Annotated in this window: 24 protein-coding genes, 1 tRNA gene and 3 pseudogenes; 13 read left to right on the top strand and 15 right to left on the bottom strand. The window is 59.7% G+C overall.

Annotated features, from left to right (window positions below; genetic code table 11):
- Position 1: 1 nt before the first annotated feature.
- Positions 2 to 180, bottom strand: a pseudogene (locus ABLE85_RS22440) (HlyD family secretion protein); the annotation flags it as partial.
- 243 nt (positions 181 to 423) lie between these two features.
- Between ABLE85_RS22440 and ABLE85_RS22435 the strand changes: the two are divergent.
- On the top strand, positions 424 to 1,653 hold the full coding sequence (locus ABLE85_RS22435) for a M24 family metallopeptidase (RefSeq protein WP_348794932.1): 1,230 nt from the start codon (positions 424 to 426) through the stop codon (positions 1,651 to 1,653).
- Positions 1,654 to 1,706: 53 nt separating this feature from the next.
- A complete protein-coding gene (locus tag ABLE85_RS22430; protein ID WP_348794931.1) occupies positions 1,707 to 2,726 on the top strand; it encodes a LysR family transcriptional regulator in 1,020 nt (339 codons plus the stop codon).
- A 69-nt stretch (positions 2,727 to 2,795) separates the two neighbouring features.
- Here the strand turns inward: ABLE85_RS22430 and ABLE85_RS22425 are convergent, their stop codons facing one another.
- From ABLE85_RS22425 to ABLE85_RS22405, 5 genes are all read right to left on the bottom strand, one after another.
- Positions 2,796 to 3,614 (bottom strand): ABC transporter permease, encoded by an 819-nt coding sequence (locus ABLE85_RS22425; RefSeq protein WP_348794930.1) that lies wholly within the window; start codon positions 3,612 to 3,614, stop codon positions 2,796 to 2,798.
- Positions 3,615 to 3,622: 8 nt separating this feature from the next.
- Entirely contained in the window at positions 3,623 to 4,855 is a 1,233-nt protein-coding gene (locus ABLE85_RS22420) for an ABC transporter permease (protein WP_348794929.1), read from the bottom strand.
- Positions 4,852 to 6,000 (bottom strand): ABC transporter ATP-binding protein, encoded by a 1,149-nt coding sequence (locus ABLE85_RS22415; RefSeq protein ID WP_348794928.1) that lies wholly within the window; start codon positions 5,998 to 6,000, stop codon positions 4,852 to 4,854. Before ABLE85_RS22415 ends, ABLE85_RS22420 begins: the two co-directional genes overlap by 4 nt.
- A 19-nt stretch (positions 6,001 to 6,019) precedes the next feature.
- Positions 6,020 to 7,069, bottom strand: coding sequence for an ABC transporter substrate-binding protein (locus tag ABLE85_RS22410; protein ID WP_348794927.1), 1,050 nt, complete (start codon positions 7,067 to 7,069; stop codon positions 6,020 to 6,022).
- A gap of 604 nt (positions 7,070 to 7,673) precedes the next feature.
- Positions 7,674 to 8,102, bottom strand: coding sequence for a hypothetical protein (locus tag ABLE85_RS22405; RefSeq protein ID WP_348794926.1), 429 nt, complete (start codon positions 8,100 to 8,102; stop codon positions 7,674 to 7,676).
- Positions 8,103 to 8,162: 60 nt separating this feature from the next.
- On the opposite strand from ABLE85_RS22405, the gene ABLE85_RS22400 reads away from it, so the two are divergent.
- Positions 8,163 to 9,017 carry an acyltransferase family protein gene (locus ABLE85_RS22400; RefSeq protein ID WP_348794925.1) on the top strand — a complete coding sequence of 285 codons (855 nt, stop codon included), beginning with the start codon at positions 8,163 to 8,165 and terminating at the stop codon, positions 9,015 to 9,017.
- 344 nt (positions 9,018 to 9,361) lie between these two features.
- The gene (locus tag ABLE85_RS22395; RefSeq protein WP_348794924.1) at positions 9,362 to 10,228 is read left to right on the top strand and encodes a Hint domain-containing protein; all 867 of its coding nucleotides are present in this window, start codon (positions 9,362 to 9,364) and stop codon (positions 10,226 to 10,228) included.
- A gap of 364 nt (positions 10,229 to 10,592) precedes the next feature.
- On the opposite strand, the pseudogene ABLE85_RS22390 reads toward ABLE85_RS22395, so the two are convergent.
- Positions 10,593 to 10,826, bottom strand: a pseudogene (locus ABLE85_RS22390) (transposase domain-containing protein); the annotation flags it as partial.
- Here ABLE85_RS22390 and ABLE85_RS22385 point away from each other — a divergent pair.
- Entirely contained in the window at positions 10,820 to 11,125 is a 306-nt protein-coding gene (locus ABLE85_RS22385) for a metallophosphoesterase family protein (protein ID WP_348794923.1), read from the top strand. The pseudogene ABLE85_RS22390 and the gene ABLE85_RS22385 sit on opposite strands and share 7 nt — an antisense overlap.
- Here ABLE85_RS22385 and ABLE85_RS22380 read toward each other — a convergent pair.
- Positions 11,062 to 11,436 (bottom strand): hypothetical protein, encoded by a 375-nt coding sequence (locus ABLE85_RS22380; protein WP_348794922.1) that lies wholly within the window; start codon positions 11,434 to 11,436, stop codon positions 11,062 to 11,064. The two genes, ABLE85_RS22385 and ABLE85_RS22380, sit on opposite strands and share 64 nt — an antisense overlap.
- Positions 11,437 to 11,472: 36 nt before the next feature.
- Here ABLE85_RS22380 and ABLE85_RS22375 point away from each other — a divergent pair, with 36 nt between their 5' ends.
- Positions 11,473 to 12,252, top strand: a complete 780-nt coding sequence (locus ABLE85_RS22375; RefSeq protein ID WP_348794921.1) for a heparin lyase I family protein — start codon at positions 11,473 to 11,475, stop codon at positions 12,250 to 12,252.
- Between the two features lie 51 nt (positions 12,253 to 12,303).
- On the opposite strand, the gene ABLE85_RS22370 is transcribed toward ABLE85_RS22375, so the two are convergent.
- The gene (locus ABLE85_RS22370; RefSeq protein ID WP_348794920.1) at positions 12,304 to 12,624 is read right to left on the bottom strand and encodes a hypothetical protein; all 321 of its coding nucleotides are present in this window, start codon (positions 12,622 to 12,624) and stop codon (positions 12,304 to 12,306) included.
- A 459-nt stretch (positions 12,625 to 13,083) separates the two neighbouring features.
- Here ABLE85_RS22370 and ABLE85_RS22365 point away from each other — a divergent pair, with 459 nt between their 5' ends.
- The 3 genes from ABLE85_RS22365 (at position 13,084) to ABLE85_RS22355 (ending at position 14,065) form a co-directional block, all read left to right on the top strand.
- Positions 13,084 to 13,290, top strand: coding sequence for a hypothetical protein (locus ABLE85_RS22365; RefSeq protein WP_348794919.1), 207 nt, complete (start codon positions 13,084 to 13,086; stop codon positions 13,288 to 13,290).
- A gap of 65 nt (positions 13,291 to 13,355) precedes the next feature.
- Positions 13,356 to 13,496 carry a hypothetical protein gene (locus tag ABLE85_RS22360; protein WP_348794918.1) on the top strand — a complete coding sequence of 47 codons (141 nt, stop codon included), beginning with the start codon at positions 13,356 to 13,358 and terminating at the stop codon, positions 13,494 to 13,496.
- Between the two features lie 209 nt (positions 13,497 to 13,705).
- Positions 13,706 to 14,065 (top strand): DUF4189 domain-containing protein, encoded by a 360-nt coding sequence (locus tag ABLE85_RS22355; protein ID WP_348794917.1) that lies wholly within the window; start codon positions 13,706 to 13,708, stop codon positions 14,063 to 14,065.
- Between the two features lie 103 nt (positions 14,066 to 14,168).
- Here the strand turns inward: ABLE85_RS22355 and ABLE85_RS22350 are convergent.
- From ABLE85_RS22350 to ABLE85_RS22340, 3 genes are all read right to left on the bottom strand, one after another.
- Positions 14,169 to 14,247 (bottom strand) — tRNA-Met (locus ABLE85_RS22350).
- Positions 14,248 to 14,431: 184 nt separating this feature from the next.
- Positions 14,432 to 14,866 carry a hypothetical protein gene (locus ABLE85_RS22345; RefSeq protein ID WP_348794916.1) on the bottom strand — a complete coding sequence of 145 codons (435 nt, stop codon included), beginning with the start codon at positions 14,864 to 14,866 and terminating at the stop codon, positions 14,432 to 14,434.
- Entirely contained in the window at positions 14,859 to 15,131 is a 273-nt protein-coding gene (locus ABLE85_RS22340) for a helix-turn-helix domain-containing protein (protein WP_348794915.1), read from the bottom strand. Before ABLE85_RS22340 ends, ABLE85_RS22345 begins: the two co-directional genes overlap by 8 nt.
- A gap of 432 nt (positions 15,132 to 15,563) precedes the next feature.
- Here ABLE85_RS22340 and ABLE85_RS22335 point away from each other — a divergent pair, with 432 nt between their 5' ends.
- A complete protein-coding gene (locus tag ABLE85_RS22335) occupies positions 15,564 to 16,166 on the top strand; it encodes a hypothetical protein (RefSeq protein ID WP_348794914.1) in 603 nt (200 codons plus the stop codon).
- Positions 16,167 to 16,302: 136 nt separating this feature from the next.
- Here the strand turns inward: ABLE85_RS22335 and ABLE85_RS22330 are convergent, their stop codons facing one another.
- Positions 16,303 to 17,064, bottom strand: a complete 762-nt coding sequence (locus ABLE85_RS22330) for an FkbM family methyltransferase (protein ID WP_348794913.1) — start codon at positions 17,062 to 17,064, stop codon at positions 16,303 to 16,305.
- Between the two features lie 245 nt (positions 17,065 to 17,309).
- On the opposite strand from ABLE85_RS22330, the pseudogene ABLE85_RS22325 reads away from it, so the two are divergent.
- Positions 17,310 to 17,496: pseudogene (locus ABLE85_RS22325) on the top strand (transposase); the annotation flags it as partial.
- Between the two features lie 160 nt (positions 17,497 to 17,656).
- Here the strand turns inward: ABLE85_RS22325 and ABLE85_RS22320 are convergent.
- Positions 17,657 to 19,228 carry a globin-coupled sensor protein gene (locus ABLE85_RS22320; RefSeq protein WP_348794912.1) on the bottom strand — a complete coding sequence of 524 codons (1,572 nt, stop codon included), beginning with the start codon at positions 19,226 to 19,228 and terminating at the stop codon, positions 17,657 to 17,659.
- A 684-nt stretch (positions 19,229 to 19,912) separates the two neighbouring features.
- Entirely contained in the window at positions 19,913 to 20,674 is a 762-nt protein-coding gene (locus ABLE85_RS22315; protein WP_348794911.1) for a Crp/Fnr family transcriptional regulator, read from the bottom strand.
- 323 nt (positions 20,675 to 20,997) lie between these two features.
- Here ABLE85_RS22315 and ABLE85_RS22310 point away from each other — a divergent pair, with 323 nt between their 5' ends.
- On the top strand, positions 20,998 to 23,133 hold the full coding sequence (locus ABLE85_RS22310) for an EAL domain-containing protein (protein WP_348794910.1): 2,136 nt from the start codon (positions 20,998 to 21,000) through the stop codon (positions 23,131 to 23,133).
- 282 nt (positions 23,134 to 23,415) lie between these two features.
- The coding region (locus tag ABLE85_RS22305) for a HAMP domain-containing protein (protein ID WP_348794909.1) at positions 23,416 to 24,578 on the top strand (1,163 nt) is incomplete at its 3' end.

Raw genomic sequence — 24,578 nt, 5'->3', positions numbered from 1 at the left:
GCTGTGCCGACAGCAACGAAGAGATTTTCGTCTGCGAGGTCTGCTCGTTCGAAACGGCCGCGGCCACCCCTCCTCCTTGGCCTGTACAGCGACCTGGCGTCTCTCGATCTCGCGCTTGGCCACCACGTTCGGATTACGCTGGTTAAGTTCGACCTGTGTTTCGTACTCGTCAACCGCCTGTCGAGCTCTTTGTGGGCGGGAATCTGGCCTGCTTGATATGCCATTCGATGACACGCCGTTCCCGGTCGATCAGTTTGAGCTCGACCAGTCGCAGCAGATAGCTACCAGACAATATCCTCGGTCGTCGTCTCACGAAAATATCTATCAAGGCATGTCCTTTTTCTATTTCACCGCCCTCTCGGCGGTTCCTAAAAGCTGAGCGGCCTCCCGCAATGGGACCATCTCGCTCAGGAGACACAGAGAATGAATGCAGGCATACAGTCGGACGATCTGCCCCGGCTCCAGGAAATGCACAACGGGGAAAAGGTCGTACCCACCTTCAGCGAAGCTGAGATGAAGCGTCGACAGGAGGGCTTGCGTCGAATTCTGGCCGATCTGAAGCTCGACGCCGCGCTGCTGACGTCCTATCACAACATCAATTATTTCGCCGACTTCATTTATTGTTCCTTCGCCCGCCGCTACGCGCTCATCGTGACGGACAGCAAGGCGACGAGCATTTCGGCGGGCGTGGATGCCGGGCAGCCCTGGCGCAGGACCTTCGGCGAAAACATCACCTACACGGATTGGCGCAAGGACAACTATTTCCACGCACTCCAGCGCCAGCTGAAGGGGCTGAAGCGGGTCGGAATCGAGTTCGACCACGTCACGCTGGAAACCCGCGCGCTTCTGGAAGAGGCGTTTCCCGATGTGGAGTTCCGCGACATCGGGCAGCCGGTCATGTGGATGCGCACGATCAAATCCGCGGAGGAGATCGCCATCATCACCGAAGGCGCCCGCACGGCGGACGTTGGCGGCGCGGCAATCAAGGCGCTCATCGGCGAAGGCGTGCCCGAATACGACCTTGCGCTGGCCGGCACCCAGGCGATGGTCCGCCATATCGCGCAGGTCTACCCGCACGCCGAGCTGATGGACAGCTGGGTCTGGTTCCAGTCCGGCGTCAACACGGACGGCGCGCACAACCCGGTGACCAGCCGCCGGCTGCAGAAGGGCGACATCCTGTCGATGAACTGCTTCCCGATGATCGCCGGCTACTACACGGCGCTCGAGCGCACCATGTTCCTGGATCATGCGACCGACGAGCATCTCAGAATCTGGGAGGTCAACTGCATGGTTCATCGCCGCGGCCTCGAGCTCCTGAAGCCGGGCGCGCGCTGCGGTGACGTCGCCGCCGAGCTGAACGAGATGTATCGCGAGCACGGCCTGCTGAAGTACAGGTCGTTCGGCTACGGACACTCCTTCGGCGTCATGTGCCACTACTACGGCCGCGAGGGAGGCGTGGAACTGCGGGAAGACGTCAACACCATCCTGCAACCCAACATGGTCGTCTCGATGGAGCCCATGGTCTCCATCCCGGAAGGCACGCCGGGAGCCGGCGGCTACCGCGAGCACGACATCCTGGTGCTCAAGGAGAACGGTAACGAGAACATCACCAAGTTCCCCTTCGGCCCAGAGCACAACATTATCTCTGCCTAAAGCGAAGCTGACGGCGCCCACCCCAAAGGGTCGGGCGCCGTCAAGTTTCCAGGATGTGCAACTCGCAACGATGCGGCGTCGCTTTGCCCGCGCCACGAGTTCACTTAAAACAGCAAATGCGGGCAGCGGCGTGGGTGACGGCGGAAAGAAGCCGGCCGCACCGCAACTGCCTACAGCCACGAAACAACGAGGTTCTTTCAATGCGGAGTATCCCGACCGATCTGCTGCGAACTTTCGTCACCATCATCGACGTGCGCGGTTACACCCGCGCGGGCGAGCGTCTCGGTCGGACGCAACCCACGATCAGTTCCCAGATAAAGCGGCTGCAGGATCTGCTCGGCGTCCAGCTTTTCAGCCGTGACATCAAGGAAGCCGGCGGCGTCTACCTCACCGAGGAAGGGGAGATCGTGGCGAGCTATGCGCGGCGCATGCTGCTCCTGAACGACGAAATGATGCTGCGGATTTCCCGGCGCGACACGCGTGGGAAGCTGCGACTGGGCATACCCAGCGATTACGCGGATCATTTCATGCCCAAGCTCATGGCCGGCCTGACTTTCGAGCAGGCGGGTTTCACCTTCGAGGTTGTCTGCGACCTGTCATATGTCCTGCTGAAGGGGCTGCGCGAGGGCCACTTCGACATCGTGGTCGCAATGACGGCGGACGGTCCTGCAGAGTCGGCCTTCATGACCTGGCGTGAACCGCTGACATGGGTGGGCAGCAGTCCCGAGGCAGCGCCCGAGGACCCGCTGCGCATCGTCAGTTTCCCGGAGGGTTGCATCTACCGTCGCAGCATGCTCGGCGCGCTGCAGCGGGAAGGACGCAACTTTGATCTCGTCTATTCGAGCCCGAGCCAGTCCTGCATCGAATCCGCGATCGCGAACGGCTTTGGCGTGAGCGTACTGGCAAAGCGAGTCCTGTCCGACAAGGTCTACCAGATCGGCCCCGACAAAGGCCTGCCGCGTCTGGAGGATGTCGTCGTAGGCATTTATGTCAGCGACCGGGCCCGCTCCGCCACCCAGAGCTTCGCGGCGCGGTTCGCCGACATGTTCGTCAATCATAACGCGCAAGACTGACCGGCAACCAGCACCGTCGGGCAACGCCACGCGCTGCCCGACCTGTGTGGTTCTGTGGCGAGTGCCGCATCAAGCGCGCGATTTCTTTCCCCGTCTGGTCAGCAGCATGACGCTTGCGAACAGCAGGGTCGATATCCCGAGCAGCAGGGTGGCCGCGACCATGATGGTCGGATTGATCTGGTCGCGGATCCCCGAGAACATTTGTACCGGCAGAGTACGCTGCTCGGCACCGGTCAGGAAAAGCGCGATCACGACTTCATCGAACGATGTGGCGAATGCAAAGATCGCGCCCGACACCATGCCCGTTGCGATGTTGGGGAGCGTCACGCGGAAGAAGGTTGAAATGGGGGATGCGCCCAGGCTGCGTGCCGCCCGCGAGAGATTGGTGTCGTAGGTCGACAGCGTGGCGGTCACGGTTATGACGACAAAGGGCGTGGCGAGCGCGGTATGCGCCAGGATCAGCCCGAGCTTCGTGTCCGTCAGGCCAAGCTTGCCGAAGAACAGATAGGCACCCACCGCCACGATCACCACCGGCACGATCATCGGCGATATGAGGATCGCCATGACGAGCCTGCGGAACGGAAAATCGTGACGCGACATGCCTAGGGCAGCGAGGGTGCCGAGCGTCGTGGCCAACACGGTGGTGGCCAGCGCCACGACCATGCTGTTGGCGATGGCCTTGATCCAGCGTTCGTTGCCGAAGAAATCCTCGTACCAGCGCAACGAATAGCGAGCGATGGGAAAGCTGAAGAAGGGGTCGTGCGACAAGGACAGCGGCACGACGACGAATAGCGGCATGACGAGGAAAGCGAGCACGGCGCAGGCGAAAAGGACGACGCAGATGCGTCCCAGCCGCTCCGCCGGCGTTGCGTATGTTGGAAGCCACATGATTGCGTTCACCCTAGCCGGATCTTGTCCGCGCCGACCAGGCGCAGGAACAGCGCGTAGATTGCGACCGTGACGGTGAGAAGAACCACACCAAGAGCAGCGGCCATTCCCCAGTTCAGTTCGCGGTTGATGTAGATGGAGATGAGGTTGGAAACCATCTGGTCGTTGGCGCCGCCGACGAGGGCGGGAGTTATGTAGTAGCCAAGCGACAGGATGAAGGTCATCAGGCAGCCGGCCACCACGCCCGGAAGCGTTTGCGGCGCGTAGACCCGCCAGAAGGCGCTCAGCGGACCGGCCCCGAGAGACCGCGCGGCGCGCACATGCGAAGGATTGATCGCGCGCATGACGCTGTAGATCGGCAGTATCGTGAAGGGCAGCTGGATGTGGGTCATGGCGGTGACCGTGCCCACGCGCGTGTAGATGAGCTGAACCTTCTCGTCGATCAAGCCAAGGAACATCAGAACGTCGTTGATGACGCCATCGGTCTGCAGCAGCGCCACCCATGCCGTCGTCCTGACGAGCAGCGAGGTCCAGAGCGGAAGCAGCACCATCAGCAGCATCACGCTGCCGACGCCTCGCGGTGCCAGCGTCAGGACATAGGCAACCGGATAGCCCAGCAGCAGCGTGCCGATAGTCACCATCAAGGCTATCAACAGGGTCCGCCCAAGCACCGCCAGGAAAATGCCCTGGTCTTCGTCCGCCCACCTCAATAAGCCGTCTGCGCTTTGGGTCAGGTCCACCGCCATCAGGAGATAGTAGGGCGTGACCGCCGAGCCGTTACGCTTGATGACGGACCAGATTTCGGCGGTTCCCCACATGGGATTGGATGCCAGCAGCGCGTCCTTGAAAGAGCCGCTCGGCCTGCTCGCTGCCAGCCGGCCGGCGGCGACGACGGCGCTGCGGCTTCCGGAAACTTCGTAGTTGAGCCGCTTGCCTAGCAGTGCAGCCGTGCGGTTCGCGTGCGCTGCCTTGAGGTCCTCCTCGAAAGCCTCGAACACCGCGTCCGGAGGGATTTGAGTGCCGTCCCAGCCCTCGAGGGCTCCGAGTGTCTGCGGCAGAATCTGCCGCGTTTCGGGGTTGCCGACGGCGGCTATCAGCAGAAACGCGATCGGCAGGAAAAAGGCCAGCAGGAGGAAGCCCTGCAGCGGCAAGGACAGCGAAAAGGCCGCGCGCCGCGCAGGGCGTTCGGCCCGCTTGACCGCCATGAAAACATCGATCCGGTCGTGAAGCGCCGCAGTCATGCCTGCCCCCGAAGCAACAGGCAGTCATCGACGTTGCAGGCCACCTTCACCGTGTCGCCTGGCTGGAAGGAAAGTCCCTCCCACGCAGTCACGCGGATGGAAATATTGTCTTGCCCGAGAGCGCTTACCCTCAGCCTGATGTGATCGCCGAGGAAGAAGGCTTCACGGACCTGTCCCGAGAAGACGTTGGAGCGACCCGTCTGCTCCGCGCCGGCAAGCCTCAGCTTTTCGGGCCTTATCATAAGCCGCAGATCCCTGCCGTCGTCCTCCGGATCGGGGGCGACGCACGTCATCAGCGTGCCGTCCTGCGCCTTCACGACGCTGACGGGGCCGCGTTCCTGGACGTCGCAGACGATGGCATTGTTCTCGCCGATGAAGCCGGCGACGAAGTTGTTTTGCGGGGCGTTGTAGAGCGTCACCGGATCGGCGAGCTGCTGGATGACACCGTCATGGAAAACCGCGATCCTGTCCGACATGGTCAGCGCCTCGGACTGGTCATGCGTCACATACACCATGGTGATGCCAAGCGAGGTCTGGATCTGCTTGATCTCCATCTGCATGTGCTCTCGCAGTTGCTTGTCGAGAGCGCCCAGCGGCTCGTCCATGAGCACCAGGGACGGTTCGAAGACGAGCGCGCGCGCCAGCGCGACGCGCTGCTGCTGGCCGCCCGAAAGCTGCGCCGGCTTCCGCTCGGCCATGGCGTCCAGATGAACCATCGACCGCGCCTTGCGAATGCGATCCCGCGCCTCGATCCCCTTGATGCCGCGATAGCGCAGCGGAAAGGCGATGTTCTCGTCCACGGTCATATGCGGAAACAGCGCATAGTTTTGAAAGACCATGCCGATGTTGCGTTTCTCCGGAGGCAGCTGCTCGACGGGTTTGCCGTCGAGCAGGATGCGACCCAGCGTTGGCCTTTCGAAGCCGGCCAGCATCATCAACGTCGTGGTCTTCCCCGATCCCGAAGGGCCGAGCATGGTGAGAAACTCACCTTCCCGGACCGACAGATTGAGGTCCTTCACCACGAAATGGACGCCGTCATAGGACTTGCGCACGGACTGGAAGCGAACCAGGTCCTTGTCAGCTGATCCCTTCGACGTCGTGTTGCGGGCAGTGGACTGCCCCGAGGACTGAGCCTTGATGTTCATCGCCAGGTCGCTTCGATCTTTACTGTGACAGCCAGGATATGAACCGGCGGCGGATCTCTTCGCCGTGGTCACCCCAGAAACCGTTGTCCAGCAAAAGGGAGGTGGTCATGTTGGCGGGGCTTGTCGGCAGGTTCGCCTCGTCCCCAGGTGCGACGAAGCCGCTGGCCGACTTGCGGACCGGTCCGTAGGGAATGTACTTGGTGGTGGCCGCCAGGTTCTCGGGCTGCACCGCGAACTTGATGAAGTTCATCGAACCTTCGATATTCTTGGCTCCCTTGGGGATCGTCCAGAACATCGAATCCAGGATCTGGTTGTCCCAGACGATTGCGAACTTGCGTCCCTCCTTGTTGGCGTCGTGAATTCGGCCGTTCCACGCCGTCGTCATCACCACTTCGCCCGAAGCAAGCAGCTGCGCAGCCTGCGCCCCGGCCTCCCACCACAGGATGTCCTTCTTGATCGTGTCGAGCTTGGCGAAGGCACGATCGACGCCTTCCTTGGTGGAGAGCAGGGAATACACATCGGCACTCGCGACACCGTCGGCCAGCAGCGCGAATTCCAGGTTGGTCATCGGGTTCTTCCAGAGACCGCGCTTGCCCGGGAATTTCTCGGTATCGAAGAGATCGGCAATAGTCTTCGGCCCGTCGGCGAGCTTTTCCGTGTCGAAGGCCAGAATGGTGGAATAGACGATGTTGCCGACCCCGCATTCCGAGGCCGTGCCCTCGATCCATTCGTCCTGCGAACCGATCTGGGCCCAGTCGATGATCTCGTAAATGCCTTCGTCGCAGCCCTGCCGCAAGGTCGGCGCGTCGACATCCACCACGTCGAGCGTGGTATTGCCGGCTTCGATCATGGCCTTGATCTTGGCGATCTCGCCGCCGTACTCCTGTTCGATGATGCGGATGCCGGTCTGCGCGGTATACGGCTCGAACACCGCCTGGCGTTCGGCGGCCTGATAGGCCCCGCCGAAGCTCATGATCGACAGGCTTTCCTCTGCCTGCGCGACGGCCGGGCAAAGCGAAATCGCAAGCCCCGATGCCAGAATCCGCAAACGTGTCCGTGAAGATTTCATCAAGCTTTCTCCCTCCCAAATTCAGGCGCAGTCGCGATGTGAAATCGGAATTACGCCAGCGCGGCGGAACGTATGGGCTGGCTTGGGAGATAGAAAATTGAATTTCGTTATGACTTGATCGAGTGTGAACGCGACGCTCCTCGCGGGGGCATCAGGGGGACCGACGCGGGGACGATCCACATGACCGGCCGCGGGGGAGCCTGGCCCCCTTTGCCCACCCTTGCGGCCAGGCAGGCAGCAATCAGTCCGTATCGTGTCCAGTCATCCTAAATGATGATCGACATCGCAAACAACTCGCCTCAGGCTTAATCGCCTCTCAACAATTTCCAAAACCCTTTCAGGAAACGCAAGGCGCACCTCAGCGGCCGACTTGGCACGCATAGAGCACCCCACCGTGGCCAGCAACGATGACTGCTTTCAGGAAGCGAAGAAGGTGTTTCTTACGTCTGACTTGGGGCGCGAAGCGGACTGGCAGTTTGGTGGCCGAAATCTGACTGACAGCTTCGGGGCTCGAACATTCAAAAGCGTTCATTCAGGTCAGGGCAAGCATCGTCGCAGTCTCTCGCTCCAGACCTGCGATCGTTCGGCTTTCGGGAAACCGGCTCTAGGTACCCAAGACCTTAATGTCCTGTTCTACCGAACGGTAGCGTTCTTTGATCTCCTCTCCGGAGTAGAAGCTGATCAGATCCTGTTTGGACAGGGTCCCGTCCTTCATGAGGTTCGCCAGATACCGGCCGTTGAATTCCATCAGGAGGAGGCTCTTTTCCAAGCGCGCCAGGATCGCTTTGGCGTTCTCGATATTGGAAAGGACAAGCGAGCGGATGGCCGCCACGTCAGCAAGATCCTTCGCGGTCCGGTTAACGATCAGCGAAAGTATTTCCAAATCGATGTCGTCGCTCTTAGGCCGGAGAATAGGGTCCCGCGCCAAAGCATAAGCGATTGCTAAGTTGCGGTAGTCACCGCGAGCTGAATCAACAATCACCACAAAACCGACGCCAGGAATGAATTTCAGGTCGTCGACTTCGGCGAGCACTGAACTGTCCGCCAACGCAGCGTCCAGAACAATGATTCCGGCCTGTCCGTCGTGATTGGCTTGGGCCTCCAGAAGTTGGCTCCAGGCCGTGTCGCAAGCCTTGGAGAAGACGTCCTTTGCACGGATGCCGCCTACCCCTGTCTTGGAGCGGCGCTGATCATCTGGCCGAAGTCATCCACCACGGTCGCGGCGCGCCTGCTGTCATTGGAACCAGCAACATTTGTGGGCAAAATTTCCTACTCGCTCTACCTCTGGCATTGGCCGACAATTGTGCTGTTCCGACACTATGCCAATGGCGACCGTCCGGAGGTGCATGAAGCTGTCTTTCTCATATTCATCACCTTCCTGCTGTCGTGGATTTCATGGCGCTGCGTCGAGGAGCCAATGCGAAAGCTGCGCAGGCCGAAGCTCACCGTTTCGATTGGAGCTCTCTCTGTCGGCACCGTCGTTGCCCTCGGATGGGCGATCATGGCAAGCGACGGAGCGGCGAGCCGATTGTCGCCGGGCGCGAACGCATTGCGGAGCTACGGGGCAATGTGGGACTGGCCATGCCCCAGCAAGACGGTGCCAGGCCTCAATGGAAACGTTTATTGTGTCGTTGGCGCCCCGTGGGCGGAGGCGGAACGTCGTAGGATCGTCTGGGTTGACAGCAATGCCATACACCTGGGCCACCTTCTCGACATCGTGGGACCTGAGCGCAACATCGCCTTCTTGGCCATTTGGCATGCGTGCCCGCCGTTCATTGATGGCGCTTTTCGCCAGTCGGGTACATGCCAAGCACCCGGACTATTCCGAAAAGTGCGCGGAGAGCCGCCGCACAGCGCCCCAGTGGATAGCTGGGGTCAAGCCGGACATCGTCGCCATGTCGGCTTCGTAGGCCGGGATACCCCACGACGCGCGTTGCTTAGGTCGTGAACTCATAAGGCGACGCCATGCCACCAGTGCGGCGACCCGCTTGGCGAAGCCATCGTCGGTGTTTCGCGCCAACCCGAGGTGTTGATGGTAGCGGAAGCCGGATCGAGTTTCCTGAGCAGCTGCTATCGCCAATTCGGCGGCGGCTCCTGCTTCCGGCCGGAGTGGTGAAGAAGAGCGCGCGCCCAGGAAGTTTGCAAACGAGGCGATGGTGGCTGGCGAAGGCCACCTAGCATTTTTGTGTAGTCGACTCGTCACCATTCATCAAAAGGCTAGGTTTGCAGGCGGCGAACATTGAACGACTGTAGACGAATTGTTTGAGTGATAACGGTAGAGGGAATGAACCCATGCCCCGGTCCACGGAGAACCATGATTTTCAAGGCAACAAGTCCGCGCGCCGAGTCGACGAGGCACGCCGTCATTTCATTGGCCTCACGGCAGCAGTGGCGGCCAGAGCTGCTGCGCTCGGCACGCTGACTGCCATGGTTCTCCCATCGTCGGCAAATGCCAAGGACGACAACAGCCAGGGAGAAGATTCTGACGGCGGCGGTCACGGAAAGGGCCGAGGCCCGAACTGTTTCCTTCGCGGCACCTCGATCCTGACCTCCTCTGGGCCGGTGCGGGTCGAGGACCTGAAGGTAGGCGATCCGATCGAAACGGTGGACGGCAAGACCTTGCCGGCGCTGTGGATCGGTCGCCAGAGCTACCGCAGAAGCGGCTCTTCCTGGCCGGAGGAAGTGGTGCCCATTCACGTGGGGCGCGGGGCCTTGGCCGAGCAGACGCCTCATTCGGATCTGTATCTATCACCTAACCACGCCCTGTTCATCGACGGGGTTCTCATCCCGGTAAAGCACCTGGTCAACGGCACTTCGGTTGCCCCCGTAAATCCCGACCACCTGGAGGTGATCGAATATTTCCACCTCGTGCTGGCAACCCACCAGATAGTCCTGGCCGAGGGCGCTCCCGCCGAGACCTTACGGGTCTGGGACCGCAACCATGAGAACTTCACGAATTTCGTGGAGTACGAGCGCCTCTACCCCGATCGGATCGGATCTAAGATGAGGCCCTATGCCCGCCTTGCCGGCTGTGAAGGTGGCCGGGCCCATCTGAAGGCTCTTCTGAGCCTCGCGGCATGCCCATTCGTTCTTGTGCGCGATCCCATCGAGGAGGCGCATCGGAAACTGGCGAAGCGTGCGGAAGAACTCGCCTGCTAAACCTTCCTCTGCAGATGCGGATCAAGGAAAACTAGGGAGTGTGGGCGGATTTGACCAAGATGAAACCTGCGGCGAGAGCGACGGTGGGTGCGAAGTTCCGCTTCGTCTTTTCGCATCGTAGGGCGACACGTTTGAAGCGCTTGAGCTTGCCGACGGCCTGCTCGATGCGGGCGCGGCCTTTGTAGAGAAGCCGGGGCCTGCCCGTCTCGTTGGCCTTTCGCGGAATGACGGGCATGATGCGACGGGCTGGTGCCGCCTGGGATCTGTTGCAACCTTTTCATCACCGGCACTGTGGCAAGAGCGCCTCTGACATTTTCGGAGGATTAAATGTTCAAGGGCCGCCAGTTCGACGTATGCGCTGTTCTCAGGCCACCGCCTTGAGCGGCTCAGCTATGTAGGCCCAAGGCAGCAGATCATCGATCTGGCTTTGCGGATGGCCGGCGACGATGCGGGTGATGACGTCGCTGAGATAGGCGTGAGGCTCGATGCCGTTGAGCTTGCAGCTCTCGATGAGCGAGGCAATCGTAGCCCAGTGCTCGGCGCCAGTGCCAGCGAGGACTGATAGTTCTGGGCTCTATGAACATTCTCGGTGTGATCTCAGATACTCACGGCCTTCTGCGTGAGGACGCTGTTGCGCTTCTTAAAGGCGTCGACCACATCGTCCATGCGGGCGACATTGGAAACCCCACCATCATCGAGAGATTGGAACGTGTTGCGCCAGTCTCGGCAATTCGCGGCAATGTCGATGTCGAGCCGTGGGCGTCTATGTTTCCAGATACCCTTCAAGTGACGCTGTTCGGGCAGAAGATATTCAAGCCATGCTTCAAGAAGGATCACTTTTCAGGGGGCAGACCAGGATCAACAGGCCGGCCAGCCACATCCGAGCCGATCGCGTAGCCTCTGGCTTCCTCGCGCTGGATCAGCGTGTCGTGGTCGGCCTTGCACACGCTCTCAGTGTTCTCAAGGTCGAAGAACAGTTTCGGGTCGCCCTTGTGCGGCTTGATGTGGTTGACCACAGCGGCACGTGGATGGTGACGGTTGCCGGTGACCAGGAGGCAGCCGCAGCGCCGGCAGGTGTAGAGGTCCCGTAATAGTGCCTGCTGGCGGATGCCATGCGGGCCGCACCAGCGCAGATCTCTGTAGAGCTTGCGGTATGCTTCTGCCTCAGGCCGGCGGGAGTGGGGCCGCTGCTTGTCGCTCAGCGCCATGTGTGGTTTCCTGCGTTGAGGCGACGGGAGGGGACGATGGGCGCGCGTGCATTGCCTTTTATGCTGGCTGCTTTGGCCTTTTTCCCGACGGCTGGCTTGTCCCAGGAAATCGACGGTCTAGCCAAAGTCGTTGCCGGGGAGCCCCTAGGAAAAGACGTTGCTACCGGGCTGAGCGTCTATCGCGACCCGTTGTCGAATGTAAAAGACTACGGGATGCTCCTGGCCTCCACACCGCTTCCTGTTCGCGACGGCAAGTACTCGCTCCGCATTGAACTCCACAAGGGCGACTGTGGAAAGAGCGCGGATTGGGATGACTGCTACCACTCAAATGAGCGCGTTGAACTCACCACCCCAGAAAAGAGTTGGATCAAGCCAAATTCCCGCACTCAATACGGATGGAGCATTTACCTCCCAGTCGACTGGAACCCGAAAGACCTTTCGCAGATCGTGATGGGTCAATTCCATCAGGCCGATTCTCATCCGGCGTTCCAGTTTTTCTATCAGAGCCAGGGCGGCGGCCTGCAAGTGAAGCGAAGGGTGGATGAAACACGCAACAGCGTGGGTACTGATGTTCGCACCGTCATTGACGAGAAGGAACTGCGCGGCCGCTGGCATGATATCCGCGTCGAAGCGTATTGGCGCAAGACGCAGGATGGCTATTTCAAGGTCTTCGTTAACGACGCCCTTGCCTACGACTTCAAGGGTAAAACGATGTCTGGCAACAGGGTGTTCTTTAAGCTCGGCGTCTATCGCATCGGACCACCGATGGATGCACCAAACCTGGTCGTGTTCTATGATAAAATCTGGCGGAAATAAGCGGCGGAACTCGATGCCGTCGCCCGCTGTAGGACAACGGCCTTCTAAGGTTCAGCCGAGACGAATGTGCGGATCGCGGCGCGAGTGGCAGTCGGCGGCGAAGCGCCAGGCGGTCAGCGACTGGTTCGAACGAACGAAAATGGCGTCGAAAGCACCGTCACCCGGCTTGGGCACGGCTTCGAGCCCGGGATTGATCGCCGCGACCTTCATCAGGTCCGGCGCCACATGGCCCGGCGGCTCATCGGTCAGGTTGTAGATGCCGGCGTCCCGACTGACGGCAGATGCCGGCATTCTGAAGATGATGGCAGAGATGATGGCAGCCGCAAGCATGGCGAGGCCGCCGAAGAAAATGCTTCGGAAGGTTCGAACCATCAGGGTTCCTTTCGGTTGAGAAATGCCGCGATTACCCGCGCGGCCGGGATCTCTGCCCTACTCGACGCCCATTGGGCCGGCGGCCACATCAGCGCTGGTCACGGTAGAGCTTGCGGTATGCTTCCGCCTCGGGTCGGCCCGGATGACGCCGCTTGTCGGTCAGCGCCATGTCTACTCCTGCCTCCGTGCGGCGAACTGACCGCAGGCAACCAATTTGACAATCGCTGGCATATGGCCGAGATACGGGCCATGCACATAGTTTCCTTTGCCATCGTCATCATCTGCAAAGGCGGCCTTCAAACAGGCTGACAACCTGGTGCCGCTACCTGCGAAGGCAAGAGCGGCGCCAGGGAAGCGACATCCACCACATCAGAAATGTACGTGCGCCGGCTGTGCTGTTTGCTGCGCTTGATTTCGCGCGCGCTCCCAGCCGAGCGCCACTTCTTTGGGATTGATCCGATGACCTTCAAATACAGTTTCACGTTCCCCATCAGCGGTGCGAACAAGTTGCCCAGGTTCAAGGAGTGGGCAGCCGAGCATGCTCCTGAAATCGAAGTCAGCTTGCCACCTCAGGTTCCAATCAAGAGCGAGACTTTGACGATCCGCCTCAAATCCCTCGGTGACCGGCAAGCGCTTATGACCAGGCTGGCAGGTGTCGATCTATAATCTTGGTGACGGTGGCGGCCCACGGCTCGTCACCGTCCATAGAGCCACCGACAGGAGTTTGCCAAGTGACTGAGCCCGACAAGGACAACCGCACCCCTGCAGAGAAGAGGGTCGAAATCCGCGCCTCGATCATCACCTGGGTTGTCTTCATCGGCGGCCTGGCGTTGACCTTCGCGGCTGTGGATTTCTTCCTGATAGCGGAATAGCTGCCGAAGCGAGCCGTGGTTTCCACTCGGCATCGCTCGCAGGAAGCGAAAGCCAAACCTATGAACAATGGCTGGCGGAGTAAAGTAGATCGACCTTAGCCTTGTCCCTCCACTGTCCTGATCCGAATCTTTCTGGCCGTTCATTTGTCATTCAGCCCCATCAATATATCTGGGGCTGGCAGGCATAGTGCCGCCACAGGGGGGATAGATTGTTTCACAAAATCAGACTGGGTTTGCTCGTCGCGACCATTGTTGGACTACAGGTTACTTCTGCATTCGCGTTCGGCGCGATTGCGGTGAATGACGGACAAGGTACGTCTGCCGAAGAAGCTGGTTATGGCGTTGGATGGGGATCATCGCGAAGGGAAGCAGAGCGCGACGCCATCAAGACGTGCCATGCTGCCGGGAACAGGACATGCGAGGTAGCGGTCTGGTTTGAACGGTGCGGGGCTTATGCTGGCGACCGGGTCAACTACGGTATTGGCTATGGAAAAACCAAGCGCATCGCCGAGCAGATGGCCCTGAAGGATTGCCCCAACTGTAAGGTGATTGTCTCTGATTGCCAGTGAGGCAGTTGCGCGGCGACCCAATCGCTCTCTGATTGGATCGCCGCCTGGCTCATGACCGAGGCGCCGTAATCTGTACCCAACTCTGTTGCGCTGCGCGTGAGCCTGGTTGCAGCGGCCGGATTTGAACCGGCTATCTTCTGGGTATGAACCAGACGGGATAGACCGAGCTTCCCCACGCTGCTGAAATCGAAACGCCGGGCTACCCTCCCGGCTGACCGCTGGTGCCGGTTCCCAACCCGGCTTGGCTCAGGATGTAACGAGCGCCCCGAGAAATATACTAGCGCCGATGATGCCAAGCGCCGTCGAACCGAGCCAGGCGAGGCGCTTTCGCGTCAATGCAGCCACGGCGCCCAGAGCAATCGCAATCTAAAGCAGCGACACTGTATAGGCGAAGTAGTGGTGCTGATGGATCAGGTGATCGGCCTTCACCGTTTTTTCGTCACGCTGGCGCTCGAGCTCCTGCGCCTTCTTCTGCGCTTCCTGCTGCTCGTCCTTGCAGCGGGCAACGTCAGGCTCCTTGAAGTTTCGAGTTGCACGGACGGTCGCCACAAACCTTGCCGAGAAGCTGCGGCAGACGCGTTTCCGTGCGTCCTGAATTTGCTTGAAACTCTTTTTGGCGGACGCCTTTTCCAGCCGTTGCAATGCGGCGCGATATGCAGCTATCACCTTACTGGCTTCGCCACGATCAGCCTGACTGAAAACTGCGGCAGGCATCTGCAGCGACGCGTTTTCGTTGACGGTCATACGGTAACGTATCGCCCGCCATGCTTCGTCGCCAATGCGGTCGATCTCCTCACTCATCGCTGGTCACCCCAGTGCACGAGGGATCCTCACACCGACTGATGAACGCATTCAGTTCAGAGAGGCGATACTTGACGCGCCCTCCGATCTTGAAGCCCTTCGGTCCTTGTCCGCGTGCTCGCCAGCGGAGCAACGTACTGACGGAAATACCAAGATGCTCAGCAGCTTTCCGCTGGGGAATAGGAGGATCAACTTTGTCGGTTTGCGCCTGAGCGGCGACCGACAGGGAGAACTTCATTGCTTGCTCAACAATGTCCTTCGACATCGCCCACGCTCCATTTTCGGTGCGCGGAACCCACCATAGACCTCGCGCACGGTTTCCCGTTGCGCTTGGGCTACCCTCCATGGTTTCTGCCAAGCTGAGGCACCAAGATCACCATTGAGTTCGCCAAAGTCAAGCGTTCTGCATCAAAGCCGTTCGAAAATGCTCATCTGGATGCGAACCGTGCGAGGCAAGCAATTGCAATCGAGTTCGCAAACATCTCCATTGCACGTCACCTACAGATAGGCATAATGCCTGGTACCTTTTGGTACCTTTTTCGATCCGCTGGATCGTTGAATTTCAATAGCTTACGCGGCGAGAGAATTTTTCCCTCCTCCGCTACCATTGATCCCAGATCGGAAAATCAGTTAGTTAAAGGAATCAGCAGGTTCTGGATGCTGTGAGACATCTCACGCAATTGTAAGCGGAGATGGCATGGCTCGTACCTCCTATTTGGCACGGCGCGACGGATGCTACTTAATGCAGGTTCGCTTCGCCGTTCAGGTCGCGCCGCTCGTCGGCAAGCCACTTTATCGCGCCTCTCTCGGAACGAGCGACTATCGCTTAGCTCGGCTGAGGCTTTCGGAATGCCTTGGCTGGTTCCATCGGATGAACGTCAGCATCGACTACGGTTCACTCTTCCAGAAAAACGTTGCCGAACTCCGTACCTATCTTCAGGACGCCTGGCCCATTTCCGAGGAACGCCTGTTCGCTCGCCGCAATCACGAGGAACTTCTGAAGAACCTGAACCGCCGCGCCCAGGCCGCAAGCTGTGAGGCTGGTATGATCGAGCCAGACTTTCCAGCGTTGCTGAAGGCCTTTGTTCAGCAGAATGTGGAGGCGGAGGCCTATCTGCGGAAGGCCGAGCGCGTCAGGGAATATGAACGGGGACGGGCAGATATGCATGCAGCCATTCAATTCGGTGCTGTGCCTCCCAGTTTCCAGACGCTACCGATTGCAGCGGAATTGTCAGCAACGCCGCCATCCGGGCGAGAGAGAACCACAATCGAATTGGCGGTGCCAAGCCCGCGATTTTGACGCGCCGTCCGCTCTTGCCGGCCCGCTGCGGCAAGCTGATCCGTTCCCGGCCCAAGCCGGAAAGCACGGCCAGCGCCGAAGCTACACCACTCCTTGGGACATCATCAAGGGTTCCTTACTCATACCGTCCTCGTCCCTACTCTGTTCGACGAGCGTGAAGGATCCGCATTCTTTCGATCACATCGTCTCGTGCCGCGAATACGAAATTGTATATGCCCTGCTTTGCAGCTTCGCGACCGAAGTCAGACCCACCCGATATTTCGTTCAGAGGTTGAAGGCGGCCGCCCCAAAGAACGAAGCCCTGGTAGTCCCATGTGGACAGGTAATCGCAGATGCTTTCGAGCGCGCCCTCACGATGACGCTCCTCCGCCTCCACGATGAGAGTTGGATGATCTCGCGCTAAAAGCGCGCAGGCGCCTTTCAAAACGGCCAATTCATGGCCTTCGACATCAATCTTGATGACCGCTACGCGATCGAAGCGATATCCGTCCAGTCTACGGCGCGGTACGCGGATCTCTGCCACCTCTCCGCCAAGCACATTTTCTTCCTCGATCGTGGCGCAGCCTTGAAGCATGCGGTCTGATGGTATGCGCAGCGTCGCGGTTCCGTCTGCATCGGACAGTGCGACCGCTTCTATTCGGACGCTTGAGCCGAACGCCCGCTCGAGGGCGCGCACCATTTCGGGCAGCGGTTCGAAGGCCACGACACCGCTGGCCCAGCGACGAAGATGCCACGAATAAACGCCGCGATTTGCCCCAATGTCGATCGCGAGCTCGTCGCGAGCACAAATATGAGGCAGCAGCCGCAGCTCCGGCTCACCACCATACCATGATTTCAGCGCATCCTTTGTCGCCCTGATCCGGGGCGGCACGAGGTTCCGGAAAATGCTTCCATCCATGATTTCAGCCTGCTTGCTGCATGCCCGGTGATCCGGTCGAGATAAAAGCGCATGCCGGGTCACAAGATGCCGATCAAATCAGACTTCGCTAGCCGACGGTATTCATCTAAAAGGAGGTGTCTCTTGCAAAGGGATGGGCCTGCTGGATAGCGATGATCGTTATGACGGCGACCGATCGCTTCAATCCGGACGCAGAGATCGGTGAATCACTCGCGTGCGGCGCGCCTAGATGCGGGCTCTGCCCCTTCCTTCCGCCTTGCAGCCCCGACTTCACCCATTGAGAAAGCCTTCCCGCGGCTCAAGGCAATGCTGCGAACACCCGGTGAGCGGACCGTCTCCAGGTTGTGGGATCTTATCGGAACCCTCGTCGACATTTTCGAGCCCGATGAATGCACAAACTACTTGATATCATGCGGATATGACCAAGAATGATCGGAAAACGCTCTAATGGTTCGCCTTGAACTCGGGGCCGTGATTACGGCAAGGGCGTTTCGTGATGGTTTCTCCTGTTTACGGCGTCTGTGCCGCTTTCAGGCAGAAATTCCACTTAAAGCCCCTGTTCATTTTTCCCGAGTTACCTCTCCGCTTGACATCATCTTTGGACGCCTCTTGCAGCCGGGGGCTTGGTCACGGACCGAAAGACGTGCGGCGCGACTTTTTTCAGCTCGCGACGAATGTAATCGTCTCCGCCGCTTCGGCCGACCTGGAATTGGCCGATCAGCTCTGCCAGTTGCCCGGTTTCATGCGACAGCGAATGGGTGGCCGCCGTTGATTCCTCAACCATTGCCGCATTCTGCTGCGTCGCCTGATCCATATGGTTGATCGCAGTGTTGACCTGGTCAAGCCCGGCAGCCTGTTCCTGTGCCCCGGAGGCTATATCGCTGACGACATTGTTGATGTCAGCCACCTGCGCCAAAATCCTTTCAAGCGACTTGCCGGTTTCGACGACCAGTTTGACACCGCCTTCCACCTGCGTCGTCGAGTCAGAAATCAGATTCTTGATCTCCTTGGCCGCTTCGGCGGAGCGCTGAGCGAGCGCCCGCACCTCGGAGGCGACGACTGCAAAGCCTCGACCTGCATCGCCGGCCCGCGCCGCCTCGACGCCAGCGTTTAGGGCGAGAAGATTGGTCTGGAAGGCGATTTCGTCGATGACACCAATGATCTGGTTGATCTGCCGCGCCGATTTCGAAATTGCGTCCATCGCCTCGACTGCTTGGCGCACGACAAGGGCGCTCTGTTTGGCATCCTCGTCGGCGGTAACGACGACTTGACGCGCATGAGCCGCCCCTTCGGCCGATTTCTTGACCGTCGCCGTCAACTGGTCGAGCGCGGCGGCGGTCTCTTCGAGACTTGCAGCCTGTTGTTCGGTTCGGCGTGACAGGTCGTCGGCTGCCACTGCCATTTCCTGCGTTCCCGACTGGATCGCATTCGTGCTGCCGGCAACGCTCTGCATCGCCCCTTCCAGCTGCTCGATCGCCGCGTTGAAATCGCTTTGCAACTTGCGATAGGCCTCGGGCATATCCTCCTCGATCCTATAGGACAGGTCTTTGGCCGCCAGTTTGGCCAAGCCGACGCCAATCGAATTGGCCACAAGCGACCGCTCTTGCCTGAGTGCCTCCTGCCCAGCTTCCTCGGCTTTACGGCGTTGCTCGTCTAGGGTTTCCAGGTAAACCGAGATGGCGAGATCCATGTCCAGCATGGCAGCCTTGACGAGGCACGACAACGTCTCTGCCATCCCTTCTGGCCGCCGCTTGGCCATCGCCATGAAGCTCGGCCACCGCTCCTTCACGACGGCATGGATCAACTGCTCCAACACCAGCGCATATCCGGCGACATACCATCGCGGTTCGAGGCCGATGCGCGCGTGGGTTTGTCCGACCTTGAGTACGGCATTCAAATAGTCGTCGTTGTAATGGGCCTCCGCGATGATTTGCCAATGCTGCTCCTGGCGGCTTTTTGCGCTGGCCATATGCTTATCGTCGCCAAAGAAACTCCGTGTTTCGGGCGTCGCCTTCACCTTTTCGTAGAAGGCAGTCAGAGCCGGCCCGAGCGAGCGGCCGAGAAGTGGCTGCAAGCTGCTCAGCGTTTCGCGCGCTTTTTGATCCATGCCAATGAAATGCAGACGTTCATTCAAAGAGCCCTGCCCACCTGTCGAATGTGCCATCAAGATGTTCCTCTCTAGTTGAGTTCATCGGCCATGTCGCTTACGTTTCACCAGTCACGGCAAGCGATATTTCATGGATTAAAGCGTCAATTCGCAGTTCCCGCACGAATATTGCGGTTCAATTACAATAAAAAAATCCAGTCCAGCGGCGCCATCGCGATGGCATTTCATTGGTCGAGCAGCCGTCATGTGCGAGCGTTTACATGAAATCGGACCCGGCGCGCCGAATTCCACCGCAACCACCTGATCTTCCTATGATGCTCTGTAAGCCCCGCTTGCCCGGCAACTACGGCAGATTGCCCCCTACTAGTCGCTTTTTCGAACGCCCTTAGGATTCTTATGCAATGACACGCTTTCCCCATACGGCCGCCGTTGCGGTCGTCCCATTCACCAGAGTCGATGAAAGTCTTCATGTGTACGGTAACGAATGAACAATACCGTACACAACGAAATGTTAATTGGAGCTTAATTTAAATTTGATTCGAAAAATTCATTACCAACCAAGTAATTATCTGCATTTATTGGCCATTGAATTGGAACGGCGCCGCCAAGCCCCGACAAGACAGTAATTACTAGTGAATGCGCGAGATGCGCCATATTTGATACGCATTCCATGACAATGTTATGACAATGATGACATGGAAGGGTGGCAAGCCGGCAATCAAACCTGGTCGCTGCGCCCGATCATCTTAGCAAAGATGCGTCCAGCACTCGCCGATAGCATTCGCAGGCGTGTCCCTCCAAGGCGGCACGGTCGCGAATGGTGACGTGGCCGCGGTGGTAGCTGATCACGCCGGCATCGAGCAGCCCCGAGCAGATGCCGCTCACCGTGGCGCGTCGCAGTCCGAGCACCTGCGATACGGCCTCCTGCGTCAAGATGAACTCGTCACCTTGCATGCGATCGTGGGTTTGCAGCAGCCAACGCGTCACACGCTGTTCGGCTGTGTGCAGGCTGTTGCAGGCAACCGACTCCATGAGTTGGACGATCAGGGATTTCGAATAGCGCAGCATCGCTTCGCGAACGCACACGAAGCGTTCATGCGCGGCATTGAGATCGTCAATGGAAAGCCAGGACGCATAACCGGCCACTTGGACCACGGTTCTTCCCATCGCGTTGCCGCCTCCCATGACCAGCGCCACGCCGACAAACCCTTCAAGTCCTATCGATACCTTTTCAACGCTTCGCCCATCTTCCATCTCGGCCATGTAGGAAATCACGCCCTCGTTCGGAAAAACCGCATGGGTAACGGGCGCGCCATCCGCAAAGATCACATCGCCAACTGCAATAGGCCTGCTTGCCAGGCGCTCTCTCAAGAAGTCCTGCGCTTCGGGCCGCAATGACAGAAGCACCTTGTTGCGAATTTCATTACCCAATACAGCGTGCCGAGCCGACTGCATGGTATTTCCGGCAGTGATGAGGAGTGTATCTTGCGTGCTCAATGCCATTAATCTCCAATTAACCTTTTGATGTGTACGGTATGGTTCATTCGGCTCCGTACATATGATGACTTCGTCGGTATCGAGAGTCAGGAATGCTGGAACATAACGGTGTTCCGCAAGACTCCGCTAGAGTGGTTTGTTTTGAGCGGGAGTTGTGAAAGGGCACGGGTGTCTCTTGCATAGACAGTGATGAATGGGGCGGCCGCGGGAGGGGGACACTGCGGCCGAAAGGGGGAAGCATGTCATTGCATCAGGAACCTACGTCGTTCGGAAGCGAGGGGAGAGCAGATTCTTCCGCCGTAGCTGCCGTGGCCAGTCGGGATTTTGACATGGCGGGGAGCAAGGTCAAGCAGATACAAGCGGAGTTCGGCGCCTACAAAGCCGCCCTCGATCAACACGCCATCGTGGCGATAACCGATCAAGGCGGAACCATCGTTTATGTCAACGACCTGTTTTGCCAGATCAGCGGCTATCGTCGCAACGAACTGATCGGGCGAAAGCACAATGTGGTCAATTCCGGTCTGCACCCCAGACGTTTCTTTGCGGACATGTGGCGCACGATCGCAAGCGGCGGCCTGTGGCACGCAGAAGTCTGCAATCGCTCCAAGGATGGAGCCCTGTATTGGGTCGACACCACCATCGTGCCGCTGCTGGCCCCGTCGGGAAATATCAAAGGCTACGTCTCGATCCGCTATGACATAACCCGGCGCAAGGCGGCCGAGGCGGCATTGACCGCGGAGAACCAGAAGCGGCGCGAAGCAGAGGCACTCCTGCGCGACATTCTCGAAGCGATACCCGACGCGGTGGCCGCGTTCGACGAAAACGATCGCCTGGCTTTGTTCAACGAAACCTTCAAACGCTACTATGGCGTTTCCGCACCAATCATCGAACTCGGCGTGTCCTTCGAGAGTATCCTGCGCTTCGGCGTCGAGCACGGGCAGTTCAACATCGCCAGGAAGACGCCCGACGCACGCGAGGCGTGGATCGCGGCGCGTATGCGCGAACATCGAAATCCGGGCAAGCGCGTGCTCCAGCAATTGAGCGACGGCCGCTGGCTGCAGGTGCGCGAGCGGCGGTCGCGCTCGGGCCATGTGGTAGGCGTTCGCAGCGACATCACCGATCTGAAGCAGGCTGAGCTTGTCATCAAGCGCCAGGCCGAGCAGGACCCGCTGACCGGCCTGTCCAACCGCAGCGTCCTGTTCGACCGGCTGACCGACGCCATCGCGGCAAGCGAACGTTCCGCCCGCGAAGGCGCGCTGTTGGTGGTCGATCTGGACGACTTCAAGAGCGTCAACGACACGCTCGGGCACGACGCGGGCGACGTGCTTTTGCTGACTATCGCGCAACGGTTCCGCGAAGCCCTGCGCAAGTCCGATACGATCGCCAGGCTCGGCGGCGATGAATTCGCTATCGTCGTGCCGAACCTGGCGGGCGTCGACGATGCGGTCAGGGTTGCCGACAAGATCCTGGCCTGCGTCGAGCGGCCGACGGATATCGAGCACCGCACCCTCAATCCGCGTTGCAGCATCGGCGTCGCCATGTTTCCGACCGACGGCAACGCGCCCAAGGAGCTGCTCAAGCATGCAGACATAGCGCTCTATCAGGCCAAGGCGCGCGGGCGAGGCATGACCTGCTTCTTCGATCCGGCCCTGCGCGAACGGGTTGAGCGGCGGCAGTCAACGGGCGATGCCCTGAGGGCGGCTCTGGCTACCGGCGCGATCGACATCGCCCTTCAGCCGCAGGTGCGATTAGCCGATCGAACCCATGTCGGCTTCGAGGCCCTGGCCCGCTGGACGCACAATGGCCAGTCTGTCCCGCCGAGCGAATTCATCCCGGTTGCCGAAGAAACCGGCCTGATCCTTCAGCTCGGCTACCAGGTTCTCGAGAAGTCCATGGAAACGGCGCGCCGGCTGCGGGATCTCGGCTACGCTCCGGGCCCGATCGCGGTCAATGTCGCGGCGGCGCAGCTTAAACAGAGCGACTTTGCCAGCGGGGTTCTAGCGCTGCTGCGCAAGTTCGACTTGCCGGCCGACGCACTCGAGATCGAACTGACCGAGAACGTTCTGCTGGACCGCTCCAGCGACCGGATCTCGGAGGCTTTGCGGGAACTGGACCGCGCCGGCATTGTCATCACCCTGGACGACTTCGGCACCGGCTACGCGTCCTTGTCGCATCTCAAGCGCTATCCCGTAAGCAAGCTCAAGATCGACCAGTCCTTCGTCAAGGAGATCCAGTCGGATGTCTGCGATGCGGCGATCGCATGCACCATAATCAGCCTCGCCCAAAGCCTGAAGATGAAGGTTGTCGCCGAGGGCGTCGAAACCGAGCAGCAGTTCAGGTTCCTCAAGGCGCAGGGCTGCGACTATGCACAGGGCTATTTCGTCAGCCGCCCAATCGAGCGACCGCGCGTGGAGGGCTATTTGGCAGATGTTAATTCTAACGGGCGATTTCTGTGCGATTCGTGAGGGGGAACGTCGCGTGTTCATAAACAATCATCGATTTCATCGTTCCATGGCAGGCGACAAGTCGATCCTGCGTGCATCAAACATTGAAAAGTAACATCATGGAAATTTTTAAGAAAATTTTTACCAGCTAATTCAGGCCAAATGCAGGCTCGGGCATTTCTCGCGGCAATTCTGCCGGCTCGCACCCCCCGTGTATTTGTTTGACAACCCGGAGCCTTCCCGCCGCGACCTGTGGGGAGGCAACCCCGAAGTCTCGCTATCTCTACTGCAAGGAAACAACCGATGAGCTCCCTCCCATACGCCGCGCCTGCGCCCAATTCCCACGCCCCAGGACGGAGCCGCGGTTTTTCGCTCACCAATCTCAACATCACCCGCAAGCTGGCGCTGGGGTTCGCGGCTGTGACCCTGGTCAGCGTCGTGGTGGCTTTCCTGGTGATGCGGGCCGTCGACACGATGGAAACCGCCGGGAGGGACTATGAAATAGCCAACCGCCTGCTGACCAATATCGGCAAGGCTGAAGCCGCAAACATCGATCGCATGAACCTCGCGCGCCACTACCTGCTGTCGCTGCGGGAAGACATCCAGAAGCGCTATTTCGCCTTGACCAAGGACTTCGACAAGGCGATCGACGCAGCGAAGAAGGACGCTGCCGGCGATCAGCTGCTGCAGGACTCCATCGAAAACATTCGCACCATGGCACGTCAGTGGACCTCCGAATTTGGCGATCCAGGGGTCTCCTACGCGGCAAAGCCGGACACCTATAGTCGGGGACGCGAACTGATCACCTCCTCGGCGGGATCGGAAAAGGCAGCCATGGCGCGCTCGGCGATTTCGGAGGTGCAAACCAAGATCGCTTCCTGGCTGGATGACGTCACCGCGAAGAAGAACGACGCCGCATCGATCGTCAAGAATGTCCAGCTTGGCGGCGCGATCGGTATCGTTGCCATCCTCGTTCTGATTGGCTGGTGGCTTTCGCATCAGATTGCGCGTCCGGTGAGCCGGATGACGGGGGCGATGCGGGCGCTGGCTTCTGGCGACCATACGGTGGCGATCCCGGCGGTGGGGCGACGCGACGAGGTCGGGCAGATGGCGGCGGCGGTGGCGACGTTCAAGGAGGCGGCGATCGCCAAGCTGAGGCTGGAGGCGGAGGCCGAGGCGAGCCGGGCGGCGGCCGAGGCCGAGCGGGCGGCTTCCGCCGCGGCCAAGGCCGAGGAAGACCGTCAGGACCAGGTGGCGATCGCGGCGCTGGGCGAGGGGCTCGACAAGCTGGCGCAGGGCGACCTGCTGCACCGCATCGACGCGCCGTTCCCGGACAAGCTCGCCAAGCTGCGCGCCGACTTCAACGACGCGGTGGAGAAGCTGCAGCAGACGCTGGCGTCGATCTCGACCAGCGTGCGGGCGATCCATGCCGGCACCGGCGAGATCTCGAGCGCGGCCGACGATTT

It is taken from the genome of Mesorhizobium sp. KR1-2 (genome assembly GCF_040045035.1).
GTDB lineage: Bacteria > Pseudomonadota > Alphaproteobacteria > Rhizobiales > Rhizobiaceae > Pseudaminobacter.
The sequence above is the reverse complement of the archived record's forward strand: the minus strand, read 5'-3'. Positions and strand labels throughout refer to the sequence as shown.

Bases quoted from the DNA above. Each gene is read 5' to 3' on its own strand.
- ABLE85_RS22380 (WP_348794922.1), bottom strand. From the start codon at position 11,436: ATGGCGCTGAGCGACAAGCAGCGGCCCCACTCCCGCCGGCCTGAGGCA.
- ABLE85_RS22415 (WP_348794928.1), bottom strand. From the start codon at position 6,000: ATGAACATCAAGGCTCAGTCCTCGGGGCAGTCCACTGCCCGCAACACG.
- ABLE85_RS22395 (WP_348794924.1), top strand. From the start codon at position 9,362: ATGCCCCGGTCCACGGAGAACCATGATTTTCAAGGCAACAAGTCCGCG.
- ABLE85_RS22335 (WP_348794914.1), top strand. From the start codon at position 15,564: ATGGCTCGTACCTCCTATTTGGCACGGCGCGACGGATGCTACTTAATG.
- ABLE85_RS22330 (WP_348794913.1), bottom strand. From the start codon at position 17,064: ATGGATGGAAGCATTTTCCGGAACCTCGTGCCGCCCCGGATCAGGGCG.
- ABLE85_RS22435 (WP_348794932.1), top strand. From the start codon at position 424: ATGAATGCAGGCATACAGTCGGACGATCTGCCCCGGCTCCAGGAAATG.
- ABLE85_RS22420 (WP_348794929.1), bottom strand. From the start codon at position 4,855: ATGACTGCGGCGCTTCACGACCGGATCGATGTTTTCATGGCGGTCAAG.
- ABLE85_RS22365 (WP_348794919.1), top strand. From the start codon at position 13,084: ATGACCTTCAAATACAGTTTCACGTTCCCCATCAGCGGTGCGAACAAG.
- ABLE85_RS22310 (WP_348794910.1), top strand. From the start codon at position 20,998: ATGGCGGGGAGCAAGGTCAAGCAGATACAAGCGGAGTTCGGCGCCTAC.
- ABLE85_RS22425 (WP_348794930.1), bottom strand. From the start codon at position 3,614: ATGTGGCTTCCAACATACGCAACGCCGGCGGAGCGGCTGGGACGCATC.
- ABLE85_RS22345 (WP_348794916.1), bottom strand. From the start codon at position 14,866: ATGAGTGAGGAGATCGACCGCATTGGCGACGAAGCATGGCGGGCGATA.
- ABLE85_RS22370 (WP_348794920.1), bottom strand. From the start codon at position 12,624: ATGGTTCGAACCTTCCGAAGCATTTTCTTCGGCGGCCTCGCCATGCTT.
- ABLE85_RS22410 (WP_348794927.1), bottom strand. From the start codon at position 7,069: ATGAAATCTTCACGGACACGTTTGCGGATTCTGGCATCGGGGCTTGCG.
- ABLE85_RS22430 (WP_348794931.1), top strand. From the start codon at position 1,707: ATGTGCAACTCGCAACGATGCGGCGTCGCTTTGCCCGCGCCACGAGTT.
- ABLE85_RS22375 (WP_348794921.1), top strand. From the start codon at position 11,473: ATGGGCGCGCGTGCATTGCCTTTTATGCTGGCTGCTTTGGCCTTTTTC.
- ABLE85_RS22315 (WP_348794911.1), bottom strand. From the start codon at position 20,674: ATGGCATTGAGCACGCAAGATACACTCCTCATCACTGCCGGAAATACC.
- ABLE85_RS22340 (WP_348794915.1), bottom strand. From the start codon at position 15,131: ATGTCGAAGGACATTGTTGAGCAAGCAATGAAGTTCTCCCTGTCGGTC.
- ABLE85_RS22320 (WP_348794912.1), bottom strand. From the start codon at position 19,228: ATGGCACATTCGACAGGTGGGCAGGGCTCTTTGAATGAACGTCTGCAT.